Raw genomic sequence first — 18,145 nt, forward strand, 5'->3', positions numbered from 1 at the left:
TTATGGAAGCTAAAAAGAAAAAGAATCCTATCCCAATGATTGCGGTGTTGCTCGTGGCCGCAGTATTTTTAGGCTCGTCAGTCTGTCGTCAAGTTTCGGAAAATGAGTACCTAATAATTACGCGCTTTGGGAAAGTTAATCGCATCGCGGAGCCAGGGCTTACTTTTAAGTTGCCTTATCCGATCGAAAATAGCATATCTTTAGAGAAACGACTCAATACCTATGAGCGTCCACTGACCCAAACGAGTTTGAAAAATGCTCGTAGCTTAATGGTTTCTATGTACTGCATTTGGAAAATTGCTGATGCGGAAGTTTTTCTTCGCACAGTTAATACCAATGCCGAAGCGCAGAGCAATATTCTCCCCAACATTATTGGCTCAGCAAGTGGTTCAATTTTTTCGCGTTATGAAATGAATGATGTGGTGACGACTGATGCAAAAGCACATAAACTTGCAGAGATCGAACAAAGTATTGCCCAAGAAGCTAAGAAAAATGCAGAGCAATATGGTATCGAACTCGTGAGTGTGGGAGTTCGTCACCTAGGCTTGCCACCCAATAAAACACAACAGTCACTTATCGAGAGAATGCGTCAGGAACGTGAAGTTGAATCTCAAAAATATCTCATTAAAGGTGAAACCGAAGCTCAAAAAATTATTAGTGAAGGTAAGGCAGAAGGACGTAAAATTCGCGACACGGCCTTAGCAGAGGCTGAACGTATTCGTGCAGAAGGCGAGATGGAAGCCGCAATGTATTATGAAGTTTTCAATCAAGCACCTGAGCTCGCCAGTTTCTTGTTAAAACTAGAAGCCTTAAAATCGGCCTTAGCCGATGGCAAAACTGCCTTGATTCTCGATGTTAACACCAAGCCATTTGATCTTCTCAATGATGGCGCGATTAATGTCTTAGGCGAAGGAGCTCGCTAATGGCTCACGATCACCATCATCATGAACATGGTGAAAGTTGTGATCATCACGATCATCACCATCATGAACCTGTCGTAGAGCAGCAAACTGGCGAAGCGGAAAAGGCTGTTGGTAAAGCTTTGACTTTTATCTTTACAGCAATGCGTTTCTTCATGTTAGTCCTCTTGTTTTTTGTGGTTCGCAGTGGTTACTTTACTGTCGAATCGGGTCAACAAGTTATTACCTTTAAGTTTAAAGAGATCATGCTTCACGATGGTGAGGGTTTTATTAAGGACGAAGGATCAGTTCATTTAATTCTGCCGAAACCTTTTGGTGAAGTTCTTAAATTCTCTTCGGCTCACACCCCACAACTGGTGAGTAGTTCGAGCTTTTGGCCGAGCGGTGTTGGGCAAGCTCTTGGGGCTTCTGCGCAAGCAGGCGATTCTACAGCTGACTTAATGATGGGTGATGATGGCTACGTCCTAACTGGAGATCAGTACCTTTATCATGTGAAGGGCCATTTGACTTATCGTGTTGTCAATCCAGTACGTTATTACAAAAGTTTTTACTCCACAAAATTGGATGAAGAAGAAGGTGATAAACGAGCCCAAGATGTTTTAAGGAATATCGTTGACCGTACACTTACTTTTCAGAGTTCTAAATGGAGTGTGGATAAAGCACATTACGTCAGCCAAAATGAGTTCATGCAGATTTGCTTAGATTCCATTCGCAAAGAAGTTAGCACTTTGAACTTAGGCATTGAATGCGACCGTTTCGATATCAAACCAGAAGATAGAAAACCAATTGCGCAACTAAGTGGTAGCTTTGCTGGGGTTTCCCGTTCTATTACTTCGGCAAATAAGGCAGTCTCTAAAGCTCAAGAAGAAAAAGAAATAATCATTTCACAAGCACGTCAAGATGCTTACTCGAGTGAGAAGGATGCAGAAGTTTTTAAGAGTCGTCTGATTTCCCAGCTCAAAAATAGAAGTGAGAAATTCTCCGCATTTCTCAGTGTCTACGATAAAAAGAGCCCTGAGAAATCGCTTCTGCCGCTCTACATGACTTCATTATCACAATCTCTGCAAAAAGTTGAGAACAAGTTTATTATTTCTGGTACAGACAACCCCAATAACCAAATTCGGATCAAGTTATCTCCGTTTGCAGATGAAGAAAAACAGGAGGGCAAGTAATGATCCCACAAAAAAACACAGCGCTTTTTCGTGAGAAATACGATCATGACCATGTGCATGGATCGGATTGTTGTGACGATGGTCATTCCCATGCTCATGTGAGTGGTCCAGTGGTCATGCTCGGTGGAGCTTTGTTAGTGAGCTCTTATATCGCCGATTCAATTTTTGGCGAAGGTTCTTTCCATGGTCAACTTACGGCTTTAGTGGCGGCATTATTATTAGGTATCCCCATTGTGAAATCGGCTATACAGGACGTGATTAAGGGCAATTACTTCATGAATGAATTGGTGGCGCTCGCACTTCTTGCTGCTTTCATTGGTGAAGACTTTCGAACAGCCGCGGCCGTCGCCTTTTTTATGCTCATTGCGATTGCGATTGAACATAGAACGGCTGCAGGTGCGCACGAGTCTATCGAAGAAATCATTCGCTTGACCCCGCGAAAAGCAAAAAGATTAAAAGCAGATGGTTCTGAAGAAGAAGTCGATGCTTTAGAGCTTGCTTTAGGCGACAAGATTGTTGTACGACCAGGTGATGCGTTCCCTGCTGACGGTGAGTTAGTCAAAGGTTCCACAAGTGTCAACCAAGCTTCAATTACGGGCGAATCACTTCCTGTAGACTGTGAAGTTGGAGCAGAAATTTTTGCGGGCACTCAAAATTTGAGTGGCCTAGTACAAGTAAAAGTTACACGTATCGGTAGTGATACGACTTTGGGTAAAGTTCGCAACTTGATTGAGCAAGCCGAGAACGCCAAGCTTCCAGTCATGCGTATGATTGACCGCTATACGGCATACTACCTTCCCACAGTGATGATGATTGCAGCAGCGGTTTACTTCTTTAGTGGGTTTGATATGGATCGTGTTGTGGCGACTTTAGTTGTGGCTTGTCCTTGTGCTTTAGTTGTAGCTACACCATCGGCTTTAGTTGCGTCGGTAGCATCCTGTGCGCGCTTGGGCCTTCTCATTAAAGATGTGAGTGTTCTCGAATTAGCGGCAAAAGTAAATTCAGTTGTTTTTGATAAAACCGGCACACTCACTAAAGGTGATTTAGCCGTTGTGAAGCTCAAACCTGCAGAAGGAACTGAACCAGCAGACTTACTCAAAGCGGCAGTTATTGCCGAAAGTTCTTCCAATCACCCTGCGGCTCGCGCAGTTATTAAATTAGCTGGAGAAGCAGGTGTTACGGCTCCTGCAGATGTGGAATGCCAGGAAGTCCCCGGCCGAGGTGTCGAAGCGGTTTATGGTGGGAAAACTATTAGAGTTGGTCGTAGAAGTTGGCTCGAAGAGTGTGATGTAGATTGTAGTCCGATTGAAGTTAATCCTGAAGAAACAAAAGGCAGAAGTGTTGTGTATGTTGCTGAGGGAGCTAAAGTTCTTGGCTGGATAGGACTTAGCGACACTATTCGTGAGCAAGCACCAATTGCGATTAGCTCTTTGAATAAGCTTGGTGTAAATGATTTAAATATGGTGACGGGTGATAGTGATTCTGTGGCTGTGAAAGTGGCCAAAGAAGTTGCGGTGAATCAAGTGAGTTCAGAATGCCTGCCGCATGAAAAAGTAGAATATGTAGAACGACTCAAATCTGAAGGTAAAATCGTTACAGTAGTTGGTGATGGTGTAAATGATGCGCCAGCCTTGGCCGCGGGTCATGTAAGTATTGCCATGGGTGTTTCGGGTGCCGATATTGCCGTGAATAGTGCTTCTGTAGCACTCATGAATAACGATTTACGCCGCGTGCCTTTCTTTATTAAATTGGCGAAAACGAACCAAGCGGTGATGATGCAGAACTTATTTGTCGGTCTTATCTCGATTGTGGGTGGCTTAGTCTTGTCAACACTGGGGATACTCGATGGTGTCAATGCAGCTTTCCTTCATACAATCTCGACTTTGATCATTATTGCGAACTCCGCAAGATTAGTTCGTCAGGGTGAAGATATTGAAGCAAGTGAAACGGCAGAGGTCAGCTAATGAGCGAAACAGTTGTTGAAGTCAGTAACTTAAATAAAGTTTTTAAAGACTTTTGGGGTCGCCCCAAAGCAAAAGCCGTCAATGGCTTAAATTTTGAGATCAAGAAAGGTCAAGTTTTCGGCTTGCTTGGTCCTAATGGATCGGGGAAATCAACAACGATCAAAATGCTTTTAGGCTTACTTTTTCCTTCTGTGGGTAAAGTTAAAATTTTTGGTGAGAAACCAAGTAATTTAGATGTCAAAAAACGCATTGGTTATTTACCTGAAGAAACCACCCTCTACCGTTACTTGAATCCTGAAGAGATTTTGGATTTTTATGCGTCTCTTTTTAAAATTCCGAAGGCCGATCGTAAAAAGCGCGTGGATCAACTCATTGAAATGGTGGGCTTGACTCATGCGCGTAAACGTCCAGTAGGAGAGTTCTCTAAAGGTATGGCGCGTCGCATTGGCTTAGCTCAAGCCTTAATTAACGACCCTGACCTCATTATTTTAGATGAACCAACTTCCGGTCTTGATCCCGTGGGTTGTCGAGAAGTAAAGGACTTAATTCGCCTCTTGGCAAAACGAGGAAAAACAGTGATTTTAAGTAGTCACTTGTTGGCGGATGTGGAAGATATCGTAGATAATGTCGTGGTCATGTATGGTGGGCACGTTCGCTCGAGCGGACGTTTAGAATCATTGTTGCAAGAGACAGATAAGCATACTCTAACTTTTGAAACGAAAGACGATGAGCTTTTAGCTAAGATTCGAAAATTTGTCACAAAAGAACTTGGTGATGATGTGGATCTCGAGCACCCCAAGAGGTCACTTGAAGATATGTTCTTACAGGTGATTACTGAAGCCAAAGAAGATAGTATCACAACTTCTGGTGCAGATTATAGCGGTAAAGTCGCTGCCTATCTCCAAGAAGATGGGGAGCACGCTAATTCAGATGTTCTTGATAAGTTAACTCAAGCTGAGGTGATGGAAGAAGTTCCCGTACAAGAAGAGCCTGCTGAAGTCAAAAAAGAAATCTTGCAGGAAGTCATGCAGGATGAAGCAGTGGCTGAAGAGGAAACAGAAGAAGTCATAGAAGCCAAGAAGGAAGAGCAAAAAGAAGAGATTAACGATAAGTTATCAAACCTTCTTTAAGAGCACAAAATAAAGTTTCTTTGTGTTCTTAGATCGAGCTTTTCTAAGTAGCGTTTTATTTTTCCGCGGATCCCTCGATTTCCAACATAAGAAAGTATAAATTCATTTTGGAATTTTTGCGTATCCTGAAAATCATAGATGGGGACTCCATTTATTTCGCGGTCAATTAACTTCTTTGAGACATCAATATAAGCTTTGATTGTGATCCCGTACTTAAGTAATTCATCAGAGCGTTTGCGACTTTTGTTTCCTGCACCCCAAATCACCACTTCGTCAATATTATTTTTTTGTAGCTCCTGAGCTAAATAATAAGCTTTGCATGCGTAAAAATTCTCTGGGTCATAAAGTAGAGAACTACGCGTGAGACGTGAGGAGGAGTCATTCCAAGTTATGAGTTTGTGCGGGAGTTTTTCAATTTTGGCTCCGCTCGATAAAGCTTTGAGCCAGTAATCATAATCTTCTGGGAAACTGTTGTGTTGGTATGTTCCGATGGATTCATAAAGTTCTCGTCGAATCATGGTGCTTGGGTTGACCAGTGGCATTTCTATGAAGCGATTTTCTAAAATTTCCTCATAAGTGAGGAGAGTGTTGTTCCAGTCCACAAAGTGTTGGAATCCCTCTGCCTTATCTAAGCATGAATTAAATTCTACTTGACTGGCTGATACCTGTAAGTTGGAGTCGTTGGTCAAATGTTGATGTTGCAATTTAAACCTATCGGGATGAGCAAAATCATCCGCATCCATTCTAGCAATATATTCACCGACGGCATGCTGCATGGCGAAGCTATGAGCTCGAGCGACGCCTTGGTTCTTTTGCTGTATTAACTTGATTCTCTTATCATTGGCGAAGGATTTGGCAATTATTTCACTTTCATCTGTTGAGCCATCGTTGCAAAGAATGAGTTCGAAATTTTCATAATTCTGATTGATTAGACTTTCAATAGCAGTTTTTAACGTCGCTTCAGCATTGAAATAGGGTAGGATTACAGAGATCATCAGATAGATTTAATAAAGTTTGATAATGAGCCAGTCTAGCTTATGCTAATAGGGATAGAGATAAATAGATCATACTTTAATAAAATTATAAGGTCGTAAATGGATTTACTTTTGCTGTTACAAATCTTTGTATGCTTCAGCCTGACGGGCTTGATATGGCTCATTCAGATTGTGCACTATCCGAGCTTTAAATATGTAAGTGAGTCTCATTTTGCTGAGTTCGCAAAGTTTCACGCGGATCGTATATCATTTATTGTGGTCCCATTAATGATAGTTGACCTTGGGACATCTCTTTTCTTGATGGGGAAATACGGGGTCCTAAATGCTCTGTTGGCCATTTTGATTTGGCTTTCGACTGCCATTTGGAGCGTTCCTTGTCATGCTCGACTGCAAAAGCACGGAAAAGATGAAAAATGTATTCAGCGCTTGGTGCTTAGTAATTGGCCTCGGACCATTTTATGGTCAGCAAGATCAATTATGTGGATGTTTGTTCTGCTTAAACTTTAACTTGCTTTGAGAAGCCCCTTTGTTTTAGGGGCCTCTTCACTTCTAACTGAAGAAAGGATCAAAGCATCGAACTCCTGACTTGTGATGTAAGGGATGTTCTGGACAATCGCTAAAAGCAACTGCGACTCGCTAGAGAGTTCGCTTGGGGGCTTATCTTTTACTTTCAAGAATAGCTTTTGTAAATTGATAATGAATTGTTGCTTAACTGTATTTTTAGCTTTGATAGCTTTTTGGTATTCGTTTTGTAAATTAACCATTGTATGTCTCTTAAATTTATATTGATTTTTGGGCAAAAAAAAGCCCCGCAGATTTTTCTGCGGGGCTTCGGAAAGTGTATGTGGATAAATCTATCTATTGAAATCCTTTTGCACATGTCCATAGCCCCGCGGTCGTATAATGCTTAGGCATTACGACTGTGGTGTTCCAGCGATATGTTGTGCAAAGTGCGTTCATGATTTGTATCCAAAATTTTTATTTGTCCTTTACAATTAGGATGATTTGGTTTTTTTCAAGTCGCATTAGTGAATATTTTTTTTTGGGATAAAAAAACTGTCGCCCTGCTGGGAGTGTCAATAGGAGGGAGGGGAGGGTGCAGAACGACAGTTAAATGATGAGAAGCTCTCCTTCTCTGCACATAGTATATGGCTAGAAAAAGTAGATAAAAAGTTTTAGATGTGAGTCTTTGTGAAGCTGTTGTTCATTATGTACACCTAACCTCCAAAATTAATATTTAAGTTGTATTTAAAAGAAGTGCTGAAAAAATCATTTTCTTCGACTGAATTAGGTTTCAAGCGAGCTATATTGAGAAAAATTTTAAAGGATATTTTATGGCTGAAATAGCTCAAATTACACTTGATGGCCCTGCCGCATCTGGTAAAAGCTCTGCAGCAAAAGGGCTTGCAAAAGAACTTAATGCGTATTTTGTAAATACGGGCGATATGTATCGCGCTTTAACTTCCGTGGTTATCGCTAAAGGGATTGACCCCGAAACTCAGGCGGATGCCGTCGAAGCAATCCTTCCAGAGCAAGATATTCGTTACGTTTCTGGTGAAGGGTTAGATCTATTGTTACATATCAATGGGGAATTAGCTGAGGCCTCGCAGGTACGTTCGCCGGAAGTTGCGGCAAAAGTTAGTCTTGTGGCAAAGATCCCTGCTGTTCGAAAATGGTTAGTGAAACGCCAACGTGAAGCAGCTGAATTAGGCTTGATCGTTATGGAAGGGAGAGATATCGGAACAGTGGTTTTTCCCGAAGCAAAATTCAAATTTTATGTGAGTGCATCACCCATGGTAAGAGCCCAAAGACGCTTGGCTCAAGAGGGAGAAGTTTCTGAAGGAGCTACAGTTGAAAAAGTAGCTGCGGAGATCGCAAAGAGAGATGAAATGGATATGAATCGTGCTGTTTCACCTTTAAAGCCTGCCGAAGATGCGGTGATGGTTGATACTTCTGATCTTAGTTTAGAAGCAGTGATTGCGATGATGGCAGAACGAGTAAAAAAAGGCTTAGCAGAAGGTTAATCAAATGGTTGAGGCAGAAATTTCTTATCGAGTACCCTATGCAGACACAGATCAAATGGGTGTGGTTTACTACGCTAATTTTTTCGTTTATTTTGAACGTGTTCGCAATGAACTTTTAAGAAATATGGGACTGCCTTATACGACTTTAGAAGCCGATGGTTTAATGTTGCCAGTAGCATCTGCAAATTGTGACTATAAAATCCCTGCGAAATACGATGATATGTTGCTTATTAAAGCGAGTATTTCAGAAATGAAAGGTTGCCGCATGCTTGTGAAAAACGAAGTTTTCAATCAAAACGGCGACTTATTAGTAGTAGGCGGAACGACGCATTGTTTTGTGAGTGCAGAAACGCGAAGACCAGTAAAGATTCCAGAGAATGTAATGACTTTGTTCAATGATTATAAGGAGAGTAAATAATGGCCGATTATCAAAAAGCCCTTGAGCTAATTTTAGAAAAAAACCAACTTGATCCCGATAAAAAAATAATTGATGGAAATGAAGTCGGTGCGAATGTGCTTTACTCTAAATGCATGGGAGAATGGCAAGAGCGCCTTTATCCAGAAGTTGACGAAACTATTAAGCTAGCAGCAAGAGCACAGCATATTTGCCGTTGGGAATTGAAGCGCAATGATTTTCCAGAAGGTAAAGCGGGATACTTTAAATGGCGTACCACATTAGCTAAACTTCACGCTAAAATCCTTTCTGAAATCATGGAAGAATGTGGATACTCAAGTGAAGAAATTGTACGTGCAAGTGAAGCGTGCCAAAAGAAAAACTTTAAGAATAATAGCGATAGCCAATGTGTCGAAGATTGTGCCTGCATGGTTTTTCTCAATTATTACTTTGATGACTTTATTGCTAAACACAGCGATGAAAAACTAGTAGATATCGTACAAAAAACTTGGGGAAAAATGAGCGAAAAAGCTCATGAAGCAGCTTTGAAACTCGATCTTTCAGAAAAAGCTTTGTCGATTGTGAAAACGGCTTTAGGGGCCTAAATGGCACGAAAAAAGCGAGTTAAAGGCAACGCCAAAGCCAAAGAGAAATTCATGCAGATTTTTGCTGAGGTTCGCTGGAAGCATCGCTTTGATGCGGAACCCGCATGTCAACATTTTGAAGAATGCGGTGGTTGTAGTTTGCAGCAACATTCTTATGAGCAACAATTAGAAATAAAAAAACAGGCCTTAGAGCGCTTAGTGAGAGAAACTCCAGGTATGTCTTCTCTGGCGAAATTAGAAGTAGAGGCGGTTGCGTCTGCGCGGGATTATAAATATCGCCAGCGCATGGATTTTATTGTGACTCCAGAAGGTTCTGGGCAACGTCGTTGTGATGGTCAAAAAGGCATTGTCGAACTCAATGAATGTTCATTAGTTGAAGACGAAAATTATGCGATCTACGCAAAGACCTTGGGATTAAGTCGCGAAGTTGGCTTGGAAGCCTATGATCAAAATAAGTATTACGGCTGCCTTCGCTATATTATCATTCGTCGAACGAGGTCAGGTCAACAATTAGTATCTCTTTTGACCACTTCTTCTGCAGATGAAGCTAAACTCGAACAGATAGCACAAAAGCTTCTAGATGAAGGAGTGCAGTCAGTTTATTGGAATGTAAACGATAATCGCCTTGACGATAGCTTGGGTGAATGTCGCAAGTTTTGGGGACAAGAGTTCATTACGGAAAACCTCTTAGGACGCGACTTTATTTTAGGTCCGCTCACTTTCTTTCAGGCTAATCATGATGTGGCTTCCGCAGCTTATACCTCAGTTCGTAATTTTATTAAAGAATGTCAGCCAAAAAAAATCCACGATCTTTATTCAGGAACCTGTACAATGCCAGTGATTTTTGGCGACTTGGTGGACTCAGTTACAGCGGTTGAAAACTTTCCTGAAAACGTTCGCATGGCGGAAAAAAACCTTAAGGCCAATGGTATAGAGAATGTCAAATTTATTGAGCAGGATGTGGCGGAATTTCTCAAGCAAAGTGATTTAGAGATGGAGTTCTCTGTGCTCAATCCTCCTCGCAAGGGAATGCACGAACAGGCTCTTCGTAGAATATTAGAATTAGCTCCGGATAATTTGGCCTACCTCTCCTGTAGTCCACGCTCATTATTAGAAGACTTAGGGATTCTGTTTCGTGAGTATAAGCCGCTTAAAATTCAGTTGTTTGATATGTTTCCTCAAACGGAACATTTCGAAACTTTAGTTCTCTTGACAAAAAAGGGTCGTTGATTTTTGTGATTTAAGTCACTAATTTGCGGGAGGAAAAAAATGGAAATGTGTCAATGAGTGTAGCAGTAGTCGTCGAAAGTCCAGAAGAAGTTAAGCCACTAATTGCCTGGGCTTATCAGATGGCTTACGCCGAGAGTCATGACCTGTATATCTTTGTGATTCGCAAAGTGAGGCAAGATGAGACTAAAGTAGAACAACTCGACTTAGCTGAATACGAAGGTAAAGATGGCGTGCCAGGTCAAGTGTATGCGCGCATTGTACGCGAACAACGCCGTATTCAGACTCATGTGGCTATCCCCAATGAAAATTTCACTGAGACTCCAGAGACTCCCTTCATTCCAAAAATCACTTGTTTGCAGCTCAGTGGAGAACGCTTCACTAAGGTGACAATGAAGTTGCTCTCAGAAAAGAAGTGCAAGCAATTATTTTTGAGTCGCAGAGCGGCTGGGAGTAAAGAGCATTATACCGATAAACTTTTTGAATTAGCTCCTTGCTCAACGACTATTATTCGTCCGGGCAAGGCCGATGTGGGGCGAATTGAAAAGATTTTGGTGCCATGCTCGGGTGGACCTCATGCCCTTGATGCGCTCAAGCACTGTAATTCATTGGTGAAGTCGCAAGGTACACATGTTCACCCCCTCATGGTTAAACCACCAAATAATCAGCCCGAAATCATGGAAGAAGTGGGTATTCACCAACTCTCGAAAATGTTAAAAAAAGTCGACTTAGAATTAGATGGTCATTATTTAAAGGGTCGTGTGGTTCATCATAAAGATGTTTTGGAAGGAATTGCAGAGACGGCAGAAGAGGGCTACGACTTTGTCGTGCTTGGGGTTTCTACGGGCGGTTCAATTCAGAAAACTCTCTTTGGAGATATGGCGGATAAGCTCATCGAGAAAAATAAAGATATCTCGGTGGCAGCACACCGCGTAGCCAAAAATAAGGCTGAAAGATTTAAAGATAAATTTGAGTATTATTGCAACTTAGCTGTACCGCAATTGACACGTGAAGGGCGCATTGAGCTTCACGAAGCTTTGTTGATGAACTCCACCTGGAATTTCGACTTTGTTTCCTTGATGTTGCTCTCCACTTCTATAGCCGCCTTGGGCTTAATTAGTAACTCAGTGGCCGTCGTTATTGGGGCGATGTTGGTAGCTCCTTTGATGACACCTATTTTAGCTACGGGCTTGGCTTTAGTCCAAGGCAATGTGCCGATGATTATTAATGCCTCGCGCTCAATTTTATTTGGTTTTTTGGCATCTTTAGGGATTAGTTTTCTCATTGGCTTGTTCACCCCGATGGAGCATTTAACCAGCGAGATTTTATCGCGTGGAACTCCACGAATGGCGGATTTATTCATTGCCTTCGTTTCTGGTATTGCCGCAGCACACTGTATGACGCGAACGCACCTTTCTGCAGCCTTGCCGGGTGTGGCAATTGCTTCGGCTTTAGTTCCGCCAATTGCCTCCATTGGGATAGCTCTCTCCAAAGGCATTGCGGCAACGGTACAAGGGGCAACGGTTTTATTCATTACTAACGTTATCTGCATTGTCTTAGGCTCGGCACTCACTTTCTTTGCAGCGGGTATACGAGCTCGCCCAGATCAGTCAGCCAATAAGTTGGTTAAGCGCCTTTATCTATTGCTTATCTTTTGCATGACCCTTTTGTGTATCCCTCTGAGCTCACGCTTGGTGAAATATGTGGTTAAAAAAGTAAGCGATAGTTCACTTCCCAACCGCGAAGAATTTGTGGGCATGACGGATCCAGTTTTGAAAAAATACAGAATCACCAACGTGACAAAAGTGAGCTACAAGGATTTAAAAGAAGAAGGCCTGAGCGTATGGATCTGGGTTCAAGTTGGCCATGTTCCCGACCGAGTCATCATTGATGAATTCGAAGCTTTACTCAGCAAGGAACTTAAACGCAAAGTTGTCGTCAGTATCTGGCCAGAATTTGTGATGACCAAAAACTTAGAATTTATTAAGTAGAGTCTTACCTAATTATTTGGAGTTCTCTTCAATCAGCTCTGGACTTGAAAAGTCCATGTCAGCTTTATGCAGTACTTCTTTGGGCATAGCCTTTTTACTTTTGATACCGAGTTCTTCCAAACTTTTACAAGTACGAATGAGGTTGCCTCTTCCGGTCATCAGTTGGCCTTCAGCACTATCGTAAGCTTTGCGAGCCTGCTCAATGCCCTTGCCGACTTTTTGAAAGCTTTCTACATAACCAACAAATTTTGAATAGAGGGCTTCTGCCTTATCGACAATAGCTTGCGTATTTCTGTTTTGATTTTCGAACTGCCAAATTTTACTGATGGTACGCAAAGTGATGAGAAGGGTGGAGGGGCTCACGAGCATGATGTTTTTCTTATAGGCATCGAGAAAGAGTTTTTCGTCAGCTTCCACTGCGAGGCGGAAAGCACCCTCCACTGGCATGAAGAGCAAGACGTAATCCAGAGAATTAATGCCGGGCAAATTTTCGTAGGATTTATCTGAGAGTTCTTTGATATGATTTTTGACTGAATCTAAATGAGCTTTACGCAAAGTGAGACGTTCATCTTCATCAGCAGAAGAGCAATACTTCTCATAGGCGACTAAAGAAACTTTAGAGTCAATAATGATCTGCTTTTCATCGGGCAAATGAACGATGGCATCAGGCATGTAGCGTTTGCCATCTTCGGCAGTCTCAGTGACCTGAGTGAAGTACTCAGAGCCATTGCGAAGGCCAGAGGCTTCGAGGACGCGTTCCAGGATGAGCTCGCCCCAAGTTCCACGAGCTTTGGAATCGCCTTTTAGGGCTTTGGTGAGCTGCAGGGCATCTTCACTCATGCGGGTATTGAGTTCTTTGAGGCTCTTGATTTCCTTCTCTAGGGAGAAACGTTCTTTGGCTTCTTTATTGTAGCAGTCCTGAACTTGCTTTGAAAAAGTATGGATCTGCTCTTTCAGTGGTTTAAGTGTGAGGTCGAGCTTCTCTTTGTTGGCTTGACTTTGGTTTTTACTTTGTTCTTCAAAAATTTTATTGGCAATTTCTTTGAAGTTTCGACTGAGTTCTTCCTTGCTAGCCTTGAGTGACTGCAGTTTTTCGTCATGGAGGGTGCGATCGGCTTGCATTTGAGTTTTCAAAGTCGCATTGAGGGTGATGATTTCCTGTAGCTGAGAGGTCGATTTTTGTGCTTCGTCTTCAAAGCGGGAAATGAGTTTTTGGCGTTCGTTCAAGAGGCTCGTTGAGCTGGCGACTTCAGCTCTGAGCGTACTTATTTCATTTTGTTGGACTTGGATCTTTTCTTCTTTTTCAGCTGTACTTTTGGCCTGATCGCGAAGCTTTTCCAGTTCAATTTCTAGTTCTCTTGAGGTACCTGAATCTTTCTTGAGGAAAAACATGATGGCAGCTCCAATAATTAAGCCCAGTAATGCGTAGACAATTTCCATATTTATCCTTCTAGTTCTTTGATGATGACTTCGACAGTGTGATGTACGGCACCCTTTGCGGCACTAATGATCTTATATCCCGATTCTCCTATCTCAAGTTGTTTTTGCGGATCTCGCAAAAGCTTGTCGAGTTCTTCGCTTAACTCTTCCATAGTGCATTGCAAACCTGCATTGGCCTGTTTGCAGAGTTGGTAGAAACCGGGTTGTGAATAGGTATGAGGGCCAAAAACAAAGGGTTTCTTGTAAAACGAGGGCTCGAGGAAATTGTGGCTTCCAACTTTTCCAGTAAAACTTCCACAGACAATTCCAATGGTGCCGATTTGATAAGCTTTCATTAATGCACCCATCATGTCGATCACAAGAATATCTTCAGCAGCTTGATCATCTCTTATTTGCGAAGCTCGCGAAAATTTTGCACCGGATTTTTCGAGCATAGCGCAAACTTTATCAAAGCGCTCAGGGTGACGTGGAACAATGATTGTCTGTAATTCGGGAAAATTCTTTTTGAGTTTATTATGAGTTTCGAGGGCTAATTCTTCCTCGCCGGCGTGAGTCGAACCGTAGATGAGGCAATGATTAAGGCTTGTGTCTTGCAAACCGAGGGAGCTTTTGAAATCATTTAGTTCACTTTCACTAAGAAAGGGAGGATTGGAGTCGAGTTTGATGTTGCCGCTTACTGTGAGTTTGTCCTTGGCGATGCCCATTTCTTCAAAACGTTCTCTAAAAGTCTCTGACTGAACAAAAAAGTGGTGCATGGGTTCGAAGAGAAGTTGGCCAAACTTAGCAAATTTTTTGTAGGATCGCAGGGACGAGGCGGATAGTTTGGCATTGACCTGATAGCAAGGGATGTCGCGTACTTTGGCTCCGTGAAGGTAATTGAGCCATAAGTCATTTTCGACGATGATGACGGCGTCGGGTTGAATATATTTGAAAATTTTGTTGGTCAAAGGCCAAAGATCGTAGGGAAGATAGAAGTGGCCATCTACATCTTTTAGTTTAGACGCCACGGCTTGCCCCGTTTCGGTGACAGTAGAGACAAAAATTCGGCAGTTGGGATCTTCGGCTTTGAACTCACTGGCAAGTGTGCCAGCAACTTGAGTCTCACCCACAGAGACGCTGTGAATGAGGTAGGTCTTTTTGCTTTTGTCGGCTTTAGGATAACTTTGAAAGCCCAAACGAGGTAGGGTACTTTCGCGATATTTACTCCCCATGATAAGACGGATGATGTGAACCGGTGAGTAAAGGATCAAGAAGACCGAGACGAGAGCGTTGTAGAGGATGAAAGTCATGTAGGGAAGAACCTAATTCTGTTTAGACTTAATATTGGCAGTTAATTCATTTGAACAAATTCTATTAGGGCATAAATTCGGGCTTATTTACAATTATTTATCTAATGAAATCATAAGGAATTAAAGATGTCTAAGCCAAAAGCTATTTTATTGTTCGGCCCTCCCGGTGCTGGTAAGGGTACAGTAGGTGCTAAATTAACGAATGTTAGCGCTAACTACCACCTCTCAACTGGTGACATCTTTCGCGGTCTTCCTCCGGAAAGTCCTAATGGTAAAGTATTTTATAGCTACGCGAACGAAGGCAAGCTCGTTCCTGATGATGTGACAATCGAAATTTTCTGGCGTTACATGCAGGGACTCATTGACACAAATAAATTTGATCCTTCAACTCAGTACATTTTCCTCGATGGCATGCCCCGTACAGCAGAGCAGGCCAAGATCCTCGATAAGTATGTTGATGTGGTAAAAATCATTTCACTCAAAATCACCAATGATGACGAGATCGTTGAGCGTTTAGCGAAGCGCGCAAAAATCGAAAAGCGTGCCGATGATGCAGATAAATCAATTGTCCTAAATCGCTTGGCTCAGTACCGCGAAAAAACGCAAGTGGTTCTTGAGCACTATGACGACGCAATTATTTCTGAGTTTGATGCGCAAAAAACTCCTCTCGAAGTTTTCCGCAACGTACTCGACGGAACACTCGACGTTCTTAATCAAAGTCCTGCAGAAGCTTAATTATGGGTCTCGCAACGGCATTTAAAGCTTTTTTCTCTATCCTTGGCGATGGAGAGAAAGCGGAACTTTGGGAGAAAGCTTGCGGTGGTAAGCTTATTGAGGATACTCAAGTCAAAGATTTGGAAGGCAAAGTAGGGGCATTAGAGGGCGAGCTCAATTCTGAAAAGAATACCGTGACTCAACTCAAAGATGAACTCAAAGCTGCCAATTCAAAAAATGACCGTAGCGATGCTATTTATACGCTTACACTGCTCCAGCGCGAAGGCCGCCTGATCGATTTCTTGAAAGAAGACATAGGTCCTTATAGCGATGAACAAGTTGGAGCTGCAGTGCGTCAGATCCACGAAGGCTGTGCAAAAGTTTTAGAAAAGAACTTTAAAGTTCAGCCTCTCGTCGACTCTGCGGAAGGCGATGAAGTAGAAGTGCCGAAAGCCTATGACCCAGCTAAGTATAGTCTCAGTGGTCAGGTGAGCGGTGAAGGGCCTTTCAAGGGTTCACTCGTTCATAAAGGTTGGGTCGCTTCTGCACTCTCACTTCCCGAAAGATCAAAAGATACCGACACATCTGTTATTTGCCCTTCTGAGGTAGATGTCTAATGGAGTTCTCCCTGTTCAAGTTGCCGATTAAGGTAAGGAACAGCTTTTTCTTTTTGATTGGCTTTCTTGCCCTTATGTGGGGTAATGGCCCAGATGGAGCCAATTTAATGATTTCTGTTTTGTGGTTTATTACACTTTTTACCGCCATACTCACTCATGAATTAGGCCACGCTCTTTTTGCTCGTTGGTATGGAATGCAGCCACGGATCGAGATTCACGGCATGGGTGGAGTAACCATCTGGCAAAGCATGAAACGCCTCGATTTCCGTCAGCGCTTTGTGATTAGCTTTGCTGGTCCCGGTACGGGTTTGGTGCTCGCCGGTTTATTTTTTGGCCTCTTGCAAATACCTAACTTGCCTGCCTTAGTCCACGCCTTATTAACCATGCACCTTACAGTTTATATCTTCTTAAATCTTATGAACCTACTACCGATTCGTCCTCTCGACGGCGCGGAAGTTCTCAGTACACTCATTGGTTGGAAAAAGGGCAGTGTCAATGAGAAAATTATTGATAAAGTTTCCTTTGTTACGGCAGCTGGTTGTGCTGCTTATGCCTACATCAGTGGCTTCTTGATTCTAGCCGTAATGGCGGGGTATTTGGCTTGGCGTTCTTATAATGCAGCGAACCCCAATGCTCGTCGATAAACTTAGTTCAGATTGGCAAAAGGCCCTTGGGCTTGATAAAAAGTATTTTGCGGAGCTCGCAAAGTTTTTAGATTCCGAACGTGAAAAGTATAGCGTTTACCCCAAGCAAGAAGATTTATTCAAAGCTTTTGATTATTGCGATTTTAAAGATGTGAAAGTTGTCATTTTGGGGCAAGATCCATACCATGGCCCCAATCAGGCAATGGGCCTCTCATTTTCAGTTCCACGTGGTGAAAAGATTCCTCCTTCCCTAAGAAATATTTATAAAGAACTCGATTCCGACCTTGGTATCTCTCCTGCTTTAGATGGTGATTTAAGTCCTTGGGCTCAACAGGGGGTACTCTTACTCAACACCAGTTTGTCAGTTCGTGATGGTGAGCCAGGCTCGCACTCAAAAGGTCATTGGGAAGAATTTTCCGCACAAGTTCTCAAGAGTTTGTCGGAGCAAAGTGAGCATCTAGTCTTTGTTCTTTGGGGCGCTCATGCACAGAGTCACAAAGATTTGCTCGATGCGCAAAAGCATCTCATTATTGAATCGGTTCATCCTTCACCACTTTCTGCAAGCCGTGGCTTTTTTGGATCAAAACCCTTTTCAAAAATCAATAAATATTTAGAGTCGACTAAGCAAGAAGCGATTGATTGGCGCCTCGAGCAGCTATTGTTTTAGTTGTTAAACTTATTTTTATAAAAGGACTAATGTATGGATAATACTGATGAAAATAAGCTCAGTGAAGAAAAAACAGCTGATGGTATAGTACCTGAAAAGTTCAATGAAGTAGAGCTCGATGAGCTCGTCTATGGGGAGAGAAAAAAGAATCCCATGGATGGGGTGACACTCAAAATTATGCTCATCAATCTCGAGGAATACTACGGTTGGGAAGGCCTCGGAGAACGTATCGAAATCCGTTGCTTCAATCACGATCCCTCCATGAAGTCGAGCCTTAAATTCCTTCGCAAAAATGAGTGGGCCCGCAAAAAAGTCGAAAAACTCTACGAGATCACTTTTTTATAAACTTAGA

Annotated in this window: 18 protein-coding genes; 14 read left to right on the plus strand and 4 right to left on the minus strand. The window is 42.4% G+C overall.

Annotated features, from left to right (window positions below):
* The first annotated feature begins 2 nt into the window (after nt 1–2).
* From hflC to LNTAR_RS08150, 4 genes are read left to right on the plus strand one after another with little or no spacing between them, the layout of a single operon-like run.
* Nucleotides 3–923 (plus strand): protease modulator HflC, encoded by a 921-nt coding sequence (gene hflC, locus LNTAR_RS08135; protein WP_007278199.1) that lies wholly within the window; start codon nt 3–5, stop codon nt 921–923.
* Complete coding sequence (locus LNTAR_RS08140) at nt 923–2,092, plus strand: SPFH domain-containing protein (RefSeq protein ID WP_007278200.1); 1,170 nt, start codon at nt 923–925, stop codon at nt 2,090–2,092. The genes hflC and LNTAR_RS08140 overlap by 1 nt, the downstream gene beginning before the upstream one ends.
* On the plus strand, nt 2,092–4,056 hold the full coding sequence (locus LNTAR_RS08145) for a heavy metal translocating P-type ATPase (protein ID WP_007278201.1): 1,965 nt from the start codon (nt 2,092–2,094) through the stop codon (nt 4,054–4,056). Before LNTAR_RS08140 ends, LNTAR_RS08145 begins: the two co-directional genes overlap by 1 nt.
* On the plus strand, nt 4,056–5,186 hold the full coding sequence (locus LNTAR_RS08150) for an ABC transporter ATP-binding protein (protein WP_007278202.1): 1,131 nt from the start codon (nt 4,056–4,058) through the stop codon (nt 5,184–5,186). The genes LNTAR_RS08145 and LNTAR_RS08150 overlap by 1 nt, the downstream gene beginning before the upstream one ends.
* On the opposite strand, the gene LNTAR_RS08155 is transcribed toward LNTAR_RS08150, so the two are convergent.
* Nucleotides 5,183–6,181 carry a glycosyltransferase gene (locus LNTAR_RS08155; RefSeq protein ID WP_007278203.1) on the minus strand — a complete coding sequence of 333 codons (999 nt, stop codon included), beginning with the start codon at nt 6,179–6,181 and terminating at the stop codon, nt 5,183–5,185. The genes LNTAR_RS08150 and LNTAR_RS08155 overlap by 4 nt on opposite strands.
* Before the next feature lie 503 nt (nt 6,182–6,684).
* Entirely contained in the window at nt 6,685–6,945 is a 261-nt protein-coding gene (locus LNTAR_RS08165; protein ID WP_007278205.1) for a hypothetical protein, read from the minus strand.
* Nucleotides 6,946–7,515: 570 nt separating this feature from the next.
* On the opposite strand from LNTAR_RS08165, the gene cmk reads away from it, so the two are divergent.
* From cmk to LNTAR_RS25400, 5 genes are read left to right on the plus strand one after another with little or no spacing between them, the layout of a single operon-like run.
* Nucleotides 7,516–8,205, plus strand: a complete 690-nt coding sequence (gene cmk / locus LNTAR_RS08170) for a (d)CMP kinase (RefSeq protein ID WP_007278206.1) — start codon at nt 7,516–7,518, stop codon at nt 8,203–8,205.
* 4 nt (nt 8,206–8,209) lie between these two features.
* Nucleotides 8,210–8,623 (plus strand): acyl-CoA thioesterase, encoded by a 414-nt coding sequence (locus tag LNTAR_RS08175; protein ID WP_007278207.1) that lies wholly within the window; start codon nt 8,210–8,212, stop codon nt 8,621–8,623.
* Complete coding sequence (locus LNTAR_RS08180) at nt 8,623–9,204, plus strand: DUF4202 domain-containing protein (protein WP_007278208.1); 582 nt, start codon at nt 8,623–8,625, stop codon at nt 9,202–9,204. The genes LNTAR_RS08175 and LNTAR_RS08180 overlap by 1 nt, the downstream gene beginning before the upstream one ends.
* A complete protein-coding gene (rlmD, locus tag LNTAR_RS08185) occupies nt 9,205–10,434 on the plus strand; it encodes a 23S rRNA (uracil(1939)-C(5))-methyltransferase RlmD (RefSeq protein ID WP_007278209.1) in 1,230 nt (409 codons plus the stop codon). It abuts the gene before it with no gap.
* Between the two features lie 53 nt (nt 10,435–10,487).
* Entirely contained in the window at nt 10,488–12,422 is a 1,935-nt protein-coding gene (locus tag LNTAR_RS25400) for a DUF389 domain-containing protein (RefSeq protein ID WP_007278210.1), read from the plus strand.
* A gap of 12 nt (nt 12,423–12,434) precedes the next feature.
* Here LNTAR_RS25400 and LNTAR_RS08195 read toward each other — a convergent pair whose 3' ends face one another.
* The gene (locus tag LNTAR_RS08195; RefSeq protein ID WP_007278211.1) at nt 12,435–13,862 is read right to left on the minus strand and encodes a DNA recombination protein RmuC; all 1,428 of its coding nucleotides are present in this window, start codon (nt 13,860–13,862) and stop codon (nt 12,435–12,437) included.
* A gap of 2 nt (nt 13,863–13,864) precedes the next feature.
* Nucleotides 13,865–15,151 carry a 3-deoxy-D-manno-octulosonic acid transferase gene (locus LNTAR_RS08200; RefSeq protein ID WP_007278212.1) on the minus strand — a complete coding sequence of 429 codons (1,287 nt, stop codon included), beginning with the start codon at nt 15,149–15,151 and terminating at the stop codon, nt 13,865–13,867.
* 126 nt (nt 15,152–15,277) lie between these two features.
* Between LNTAR_RS08200 and LNTAR_RS08205 the strand changes: the two genes are divergently transcribed.
* Genes LNTAR_RS08205 through LNTAR_RS26570 form a run of 5 tightly spaced genes read left to right on the plus strand, consistent with a single transcriptional unit; the run spans nt 15,278 to nt 18,138 of the window.
* A complete protein-coding gene (locus tag LNTAR_RS08205) occupies nt 15,278–15,886 on the plus strand; it encodes an adenylate kinase family protein (RefSeq protein ID WP_007278213.1) in 609 nt (202 codons plus the stop codon).
* A 2-nt stretch (nt 15,887–15,888) separates the two neighbouring features.
* Nucleotides 15,889–16,482, plus strand: coding sequence for a DUF2760 domain-containing protein (locus tag LNTAR_RS25405; RefSeq protein ID WP_007278214.1), 594 nt, complete (start codon nt 15,889–15,891; stop codon nt 16,480–16,482).
* Nucleotides 16,483–16,535: 53 nt separating this feature from the next.
* Nucleotides 16,536–17,126, plus strand: a complete 591-nt coding sequence (locus LNTAR_RS08215) for a site-2 protease family protein (RefSeq protein ID WP_157473394.1) — start codon at nt 16,536–16,538, stop codon at nt 17,124–17,126.
* On the plus strand, nt 17,098–17,793 hold the full coding sequence (locus tag LNTAR_RS08220; RefSeq protein WP_157473397.1) for a uracil-DNA glycosylase: 696 nt from the start codon (nt 17,098–17,100) through the stop codon (nt 17,791–17,793). Before LNTAR_RS08215 ends, LNTAR_RS08220 begins: the two co-directional genes overlap by 29 nt.
* Before the next feature lie 33 nt (nt 17,794–17,826).
* Nucleotides 17,827–18,138, plus strand: a complete 312-nt coding sequence (locus LNTAR_RS26570) for a VF530 family protein (RefSeq protein ID WP_007278217.1) — start codon at nt 17,827–17,829, stop codon at nt 18,136–18,138.
* The last annotated feature ends 7 nt before the right edge of the window (nt 18,139–18,145 follow it).

The sequence above is a fragment of the Lentisphaera araneosa HTCC2155 genome (genome assembly GCF_000170755.1).
GTDB classification, from domain to species: Bacteria; Verrucomicrobiota; Lentisphaeria; order Lentisphaerales; family Lentisphaeraceae; genus Lentisphaera; species Lentisphaera araneosa.

Coding starts and splice junctions, on each gene's coding strand:
- hflC (WP_007278199.1), top strand. CDS start 3: ATGGAAGCTAAAAAGAAAAAGAATCCTATCCCAATGATTGCGGTGTTG.
- LNTAR_RS08140 (WP_007278200.1), top strand. CDS start 923: ATGGCTCACGATCACCATCATCATGAACATGGTGAAAGTTGTGATCAT.
- LNTAR_RS08145 (WP_007278201.1), top strand. CDS start 2,092: ATGATCCCACAAAAAAACACAGCGCTTTTTCGTGAGAAATACGATCAT.
- LNTAR_RS08150 (WP_007278202.1), top strand. CDS start 4,056: ATGAGCGAAACAGTTGTTGAAGTCAGTAACTTAAATAAAGTTTTTAAA.
- LNTAR_RS08155 (WP_007278203.1), bottom strand. CDS start 6,181: ATGATCTCTGTAATCCTACCCTATTTCAATGCTGAAGCGACGTTAAAA.
- LNTAR_RS08165 (WP_007278205.1), bottom strand. CDS start 6,945: ATGGTTAATTTACAAAACGAATACCAAAAAGCTATCAAAGCTAAAAAT.
- cmk (WP_007278206.1), top strand. CDS start 7,516: ATGGCTGAAATAGCTCAAATTACACTTGATGGCCCTGCCGCATCTGGT.
- LNTAR_RS08175 (WP_007278207.1), top strand. CDS start 8,210: ATGGTTGAGGCAGAAATTTCTTATCGAGTACCCTATGCAGACACAGAT.
- LNTAR_RS08180 (WP_007278208.1), top strand. CDS start 8,623: ATGGCCGATTATCAAAAAGCCCTTGAGCTAATTTTAGAAAAAAACCAA.
- rlmD (WP_007278209.1), top strand. CDS start 9,205: ATGGCACGAAAAAAGCGAGTTAAAGGCAACGCCAAAGCCAAAGAGAAA.
- LNTAR_RS25400 (WP_007278210.1), top strand. CDS start 10,488: ATGAGTGTAGCAGTAGTCGTCGAAAGTCCAGAAGAAGTTAAGCCACTA.
- LNTAR_RS08195 (WP_007278211.1), bottom strand. CDS start 13,862: ATGGAAATTGTCTACGCATTACTGGGCTTAATTATTGGAGCTGCCATC.
- LNTAR_RS08200 (WP_007278212.1), bottom strand. CDS start 15,151: ATGACTTTCATCCTCTACAACGCTCTCGTCTCGGTCTTCTTGATCCTT.
- LNTAR_RS08205 (WP_007278213.1), top strand. CDS start 15,278: ATGTCTAAGCCAAAAGCTATTTTATTGTTCGGCCCTCCCGGTGCTGGT.
- LNTAR_RS25405 (WP_007278214.1), top strand. CDS start 15,889: ATGGGTCTCGCAACGGCATTTAAAGCTTTTTTCTCTATCCTTGGCGAT.
- LNTAR_RS08220 (WP_157473397.1), top strand. CDS start 17,098: ATGCAGCGAACCCCAATGCTCGTCGATAAACTTAGTTCAGATTGGCAA.
- LNTAR_RS26570 (WP_007278217.1), top strand. CDS start 17,827: ATGGATAATACTGATGAAAATAAGCTCAGTGAAGAAAAAACAGCTGAT.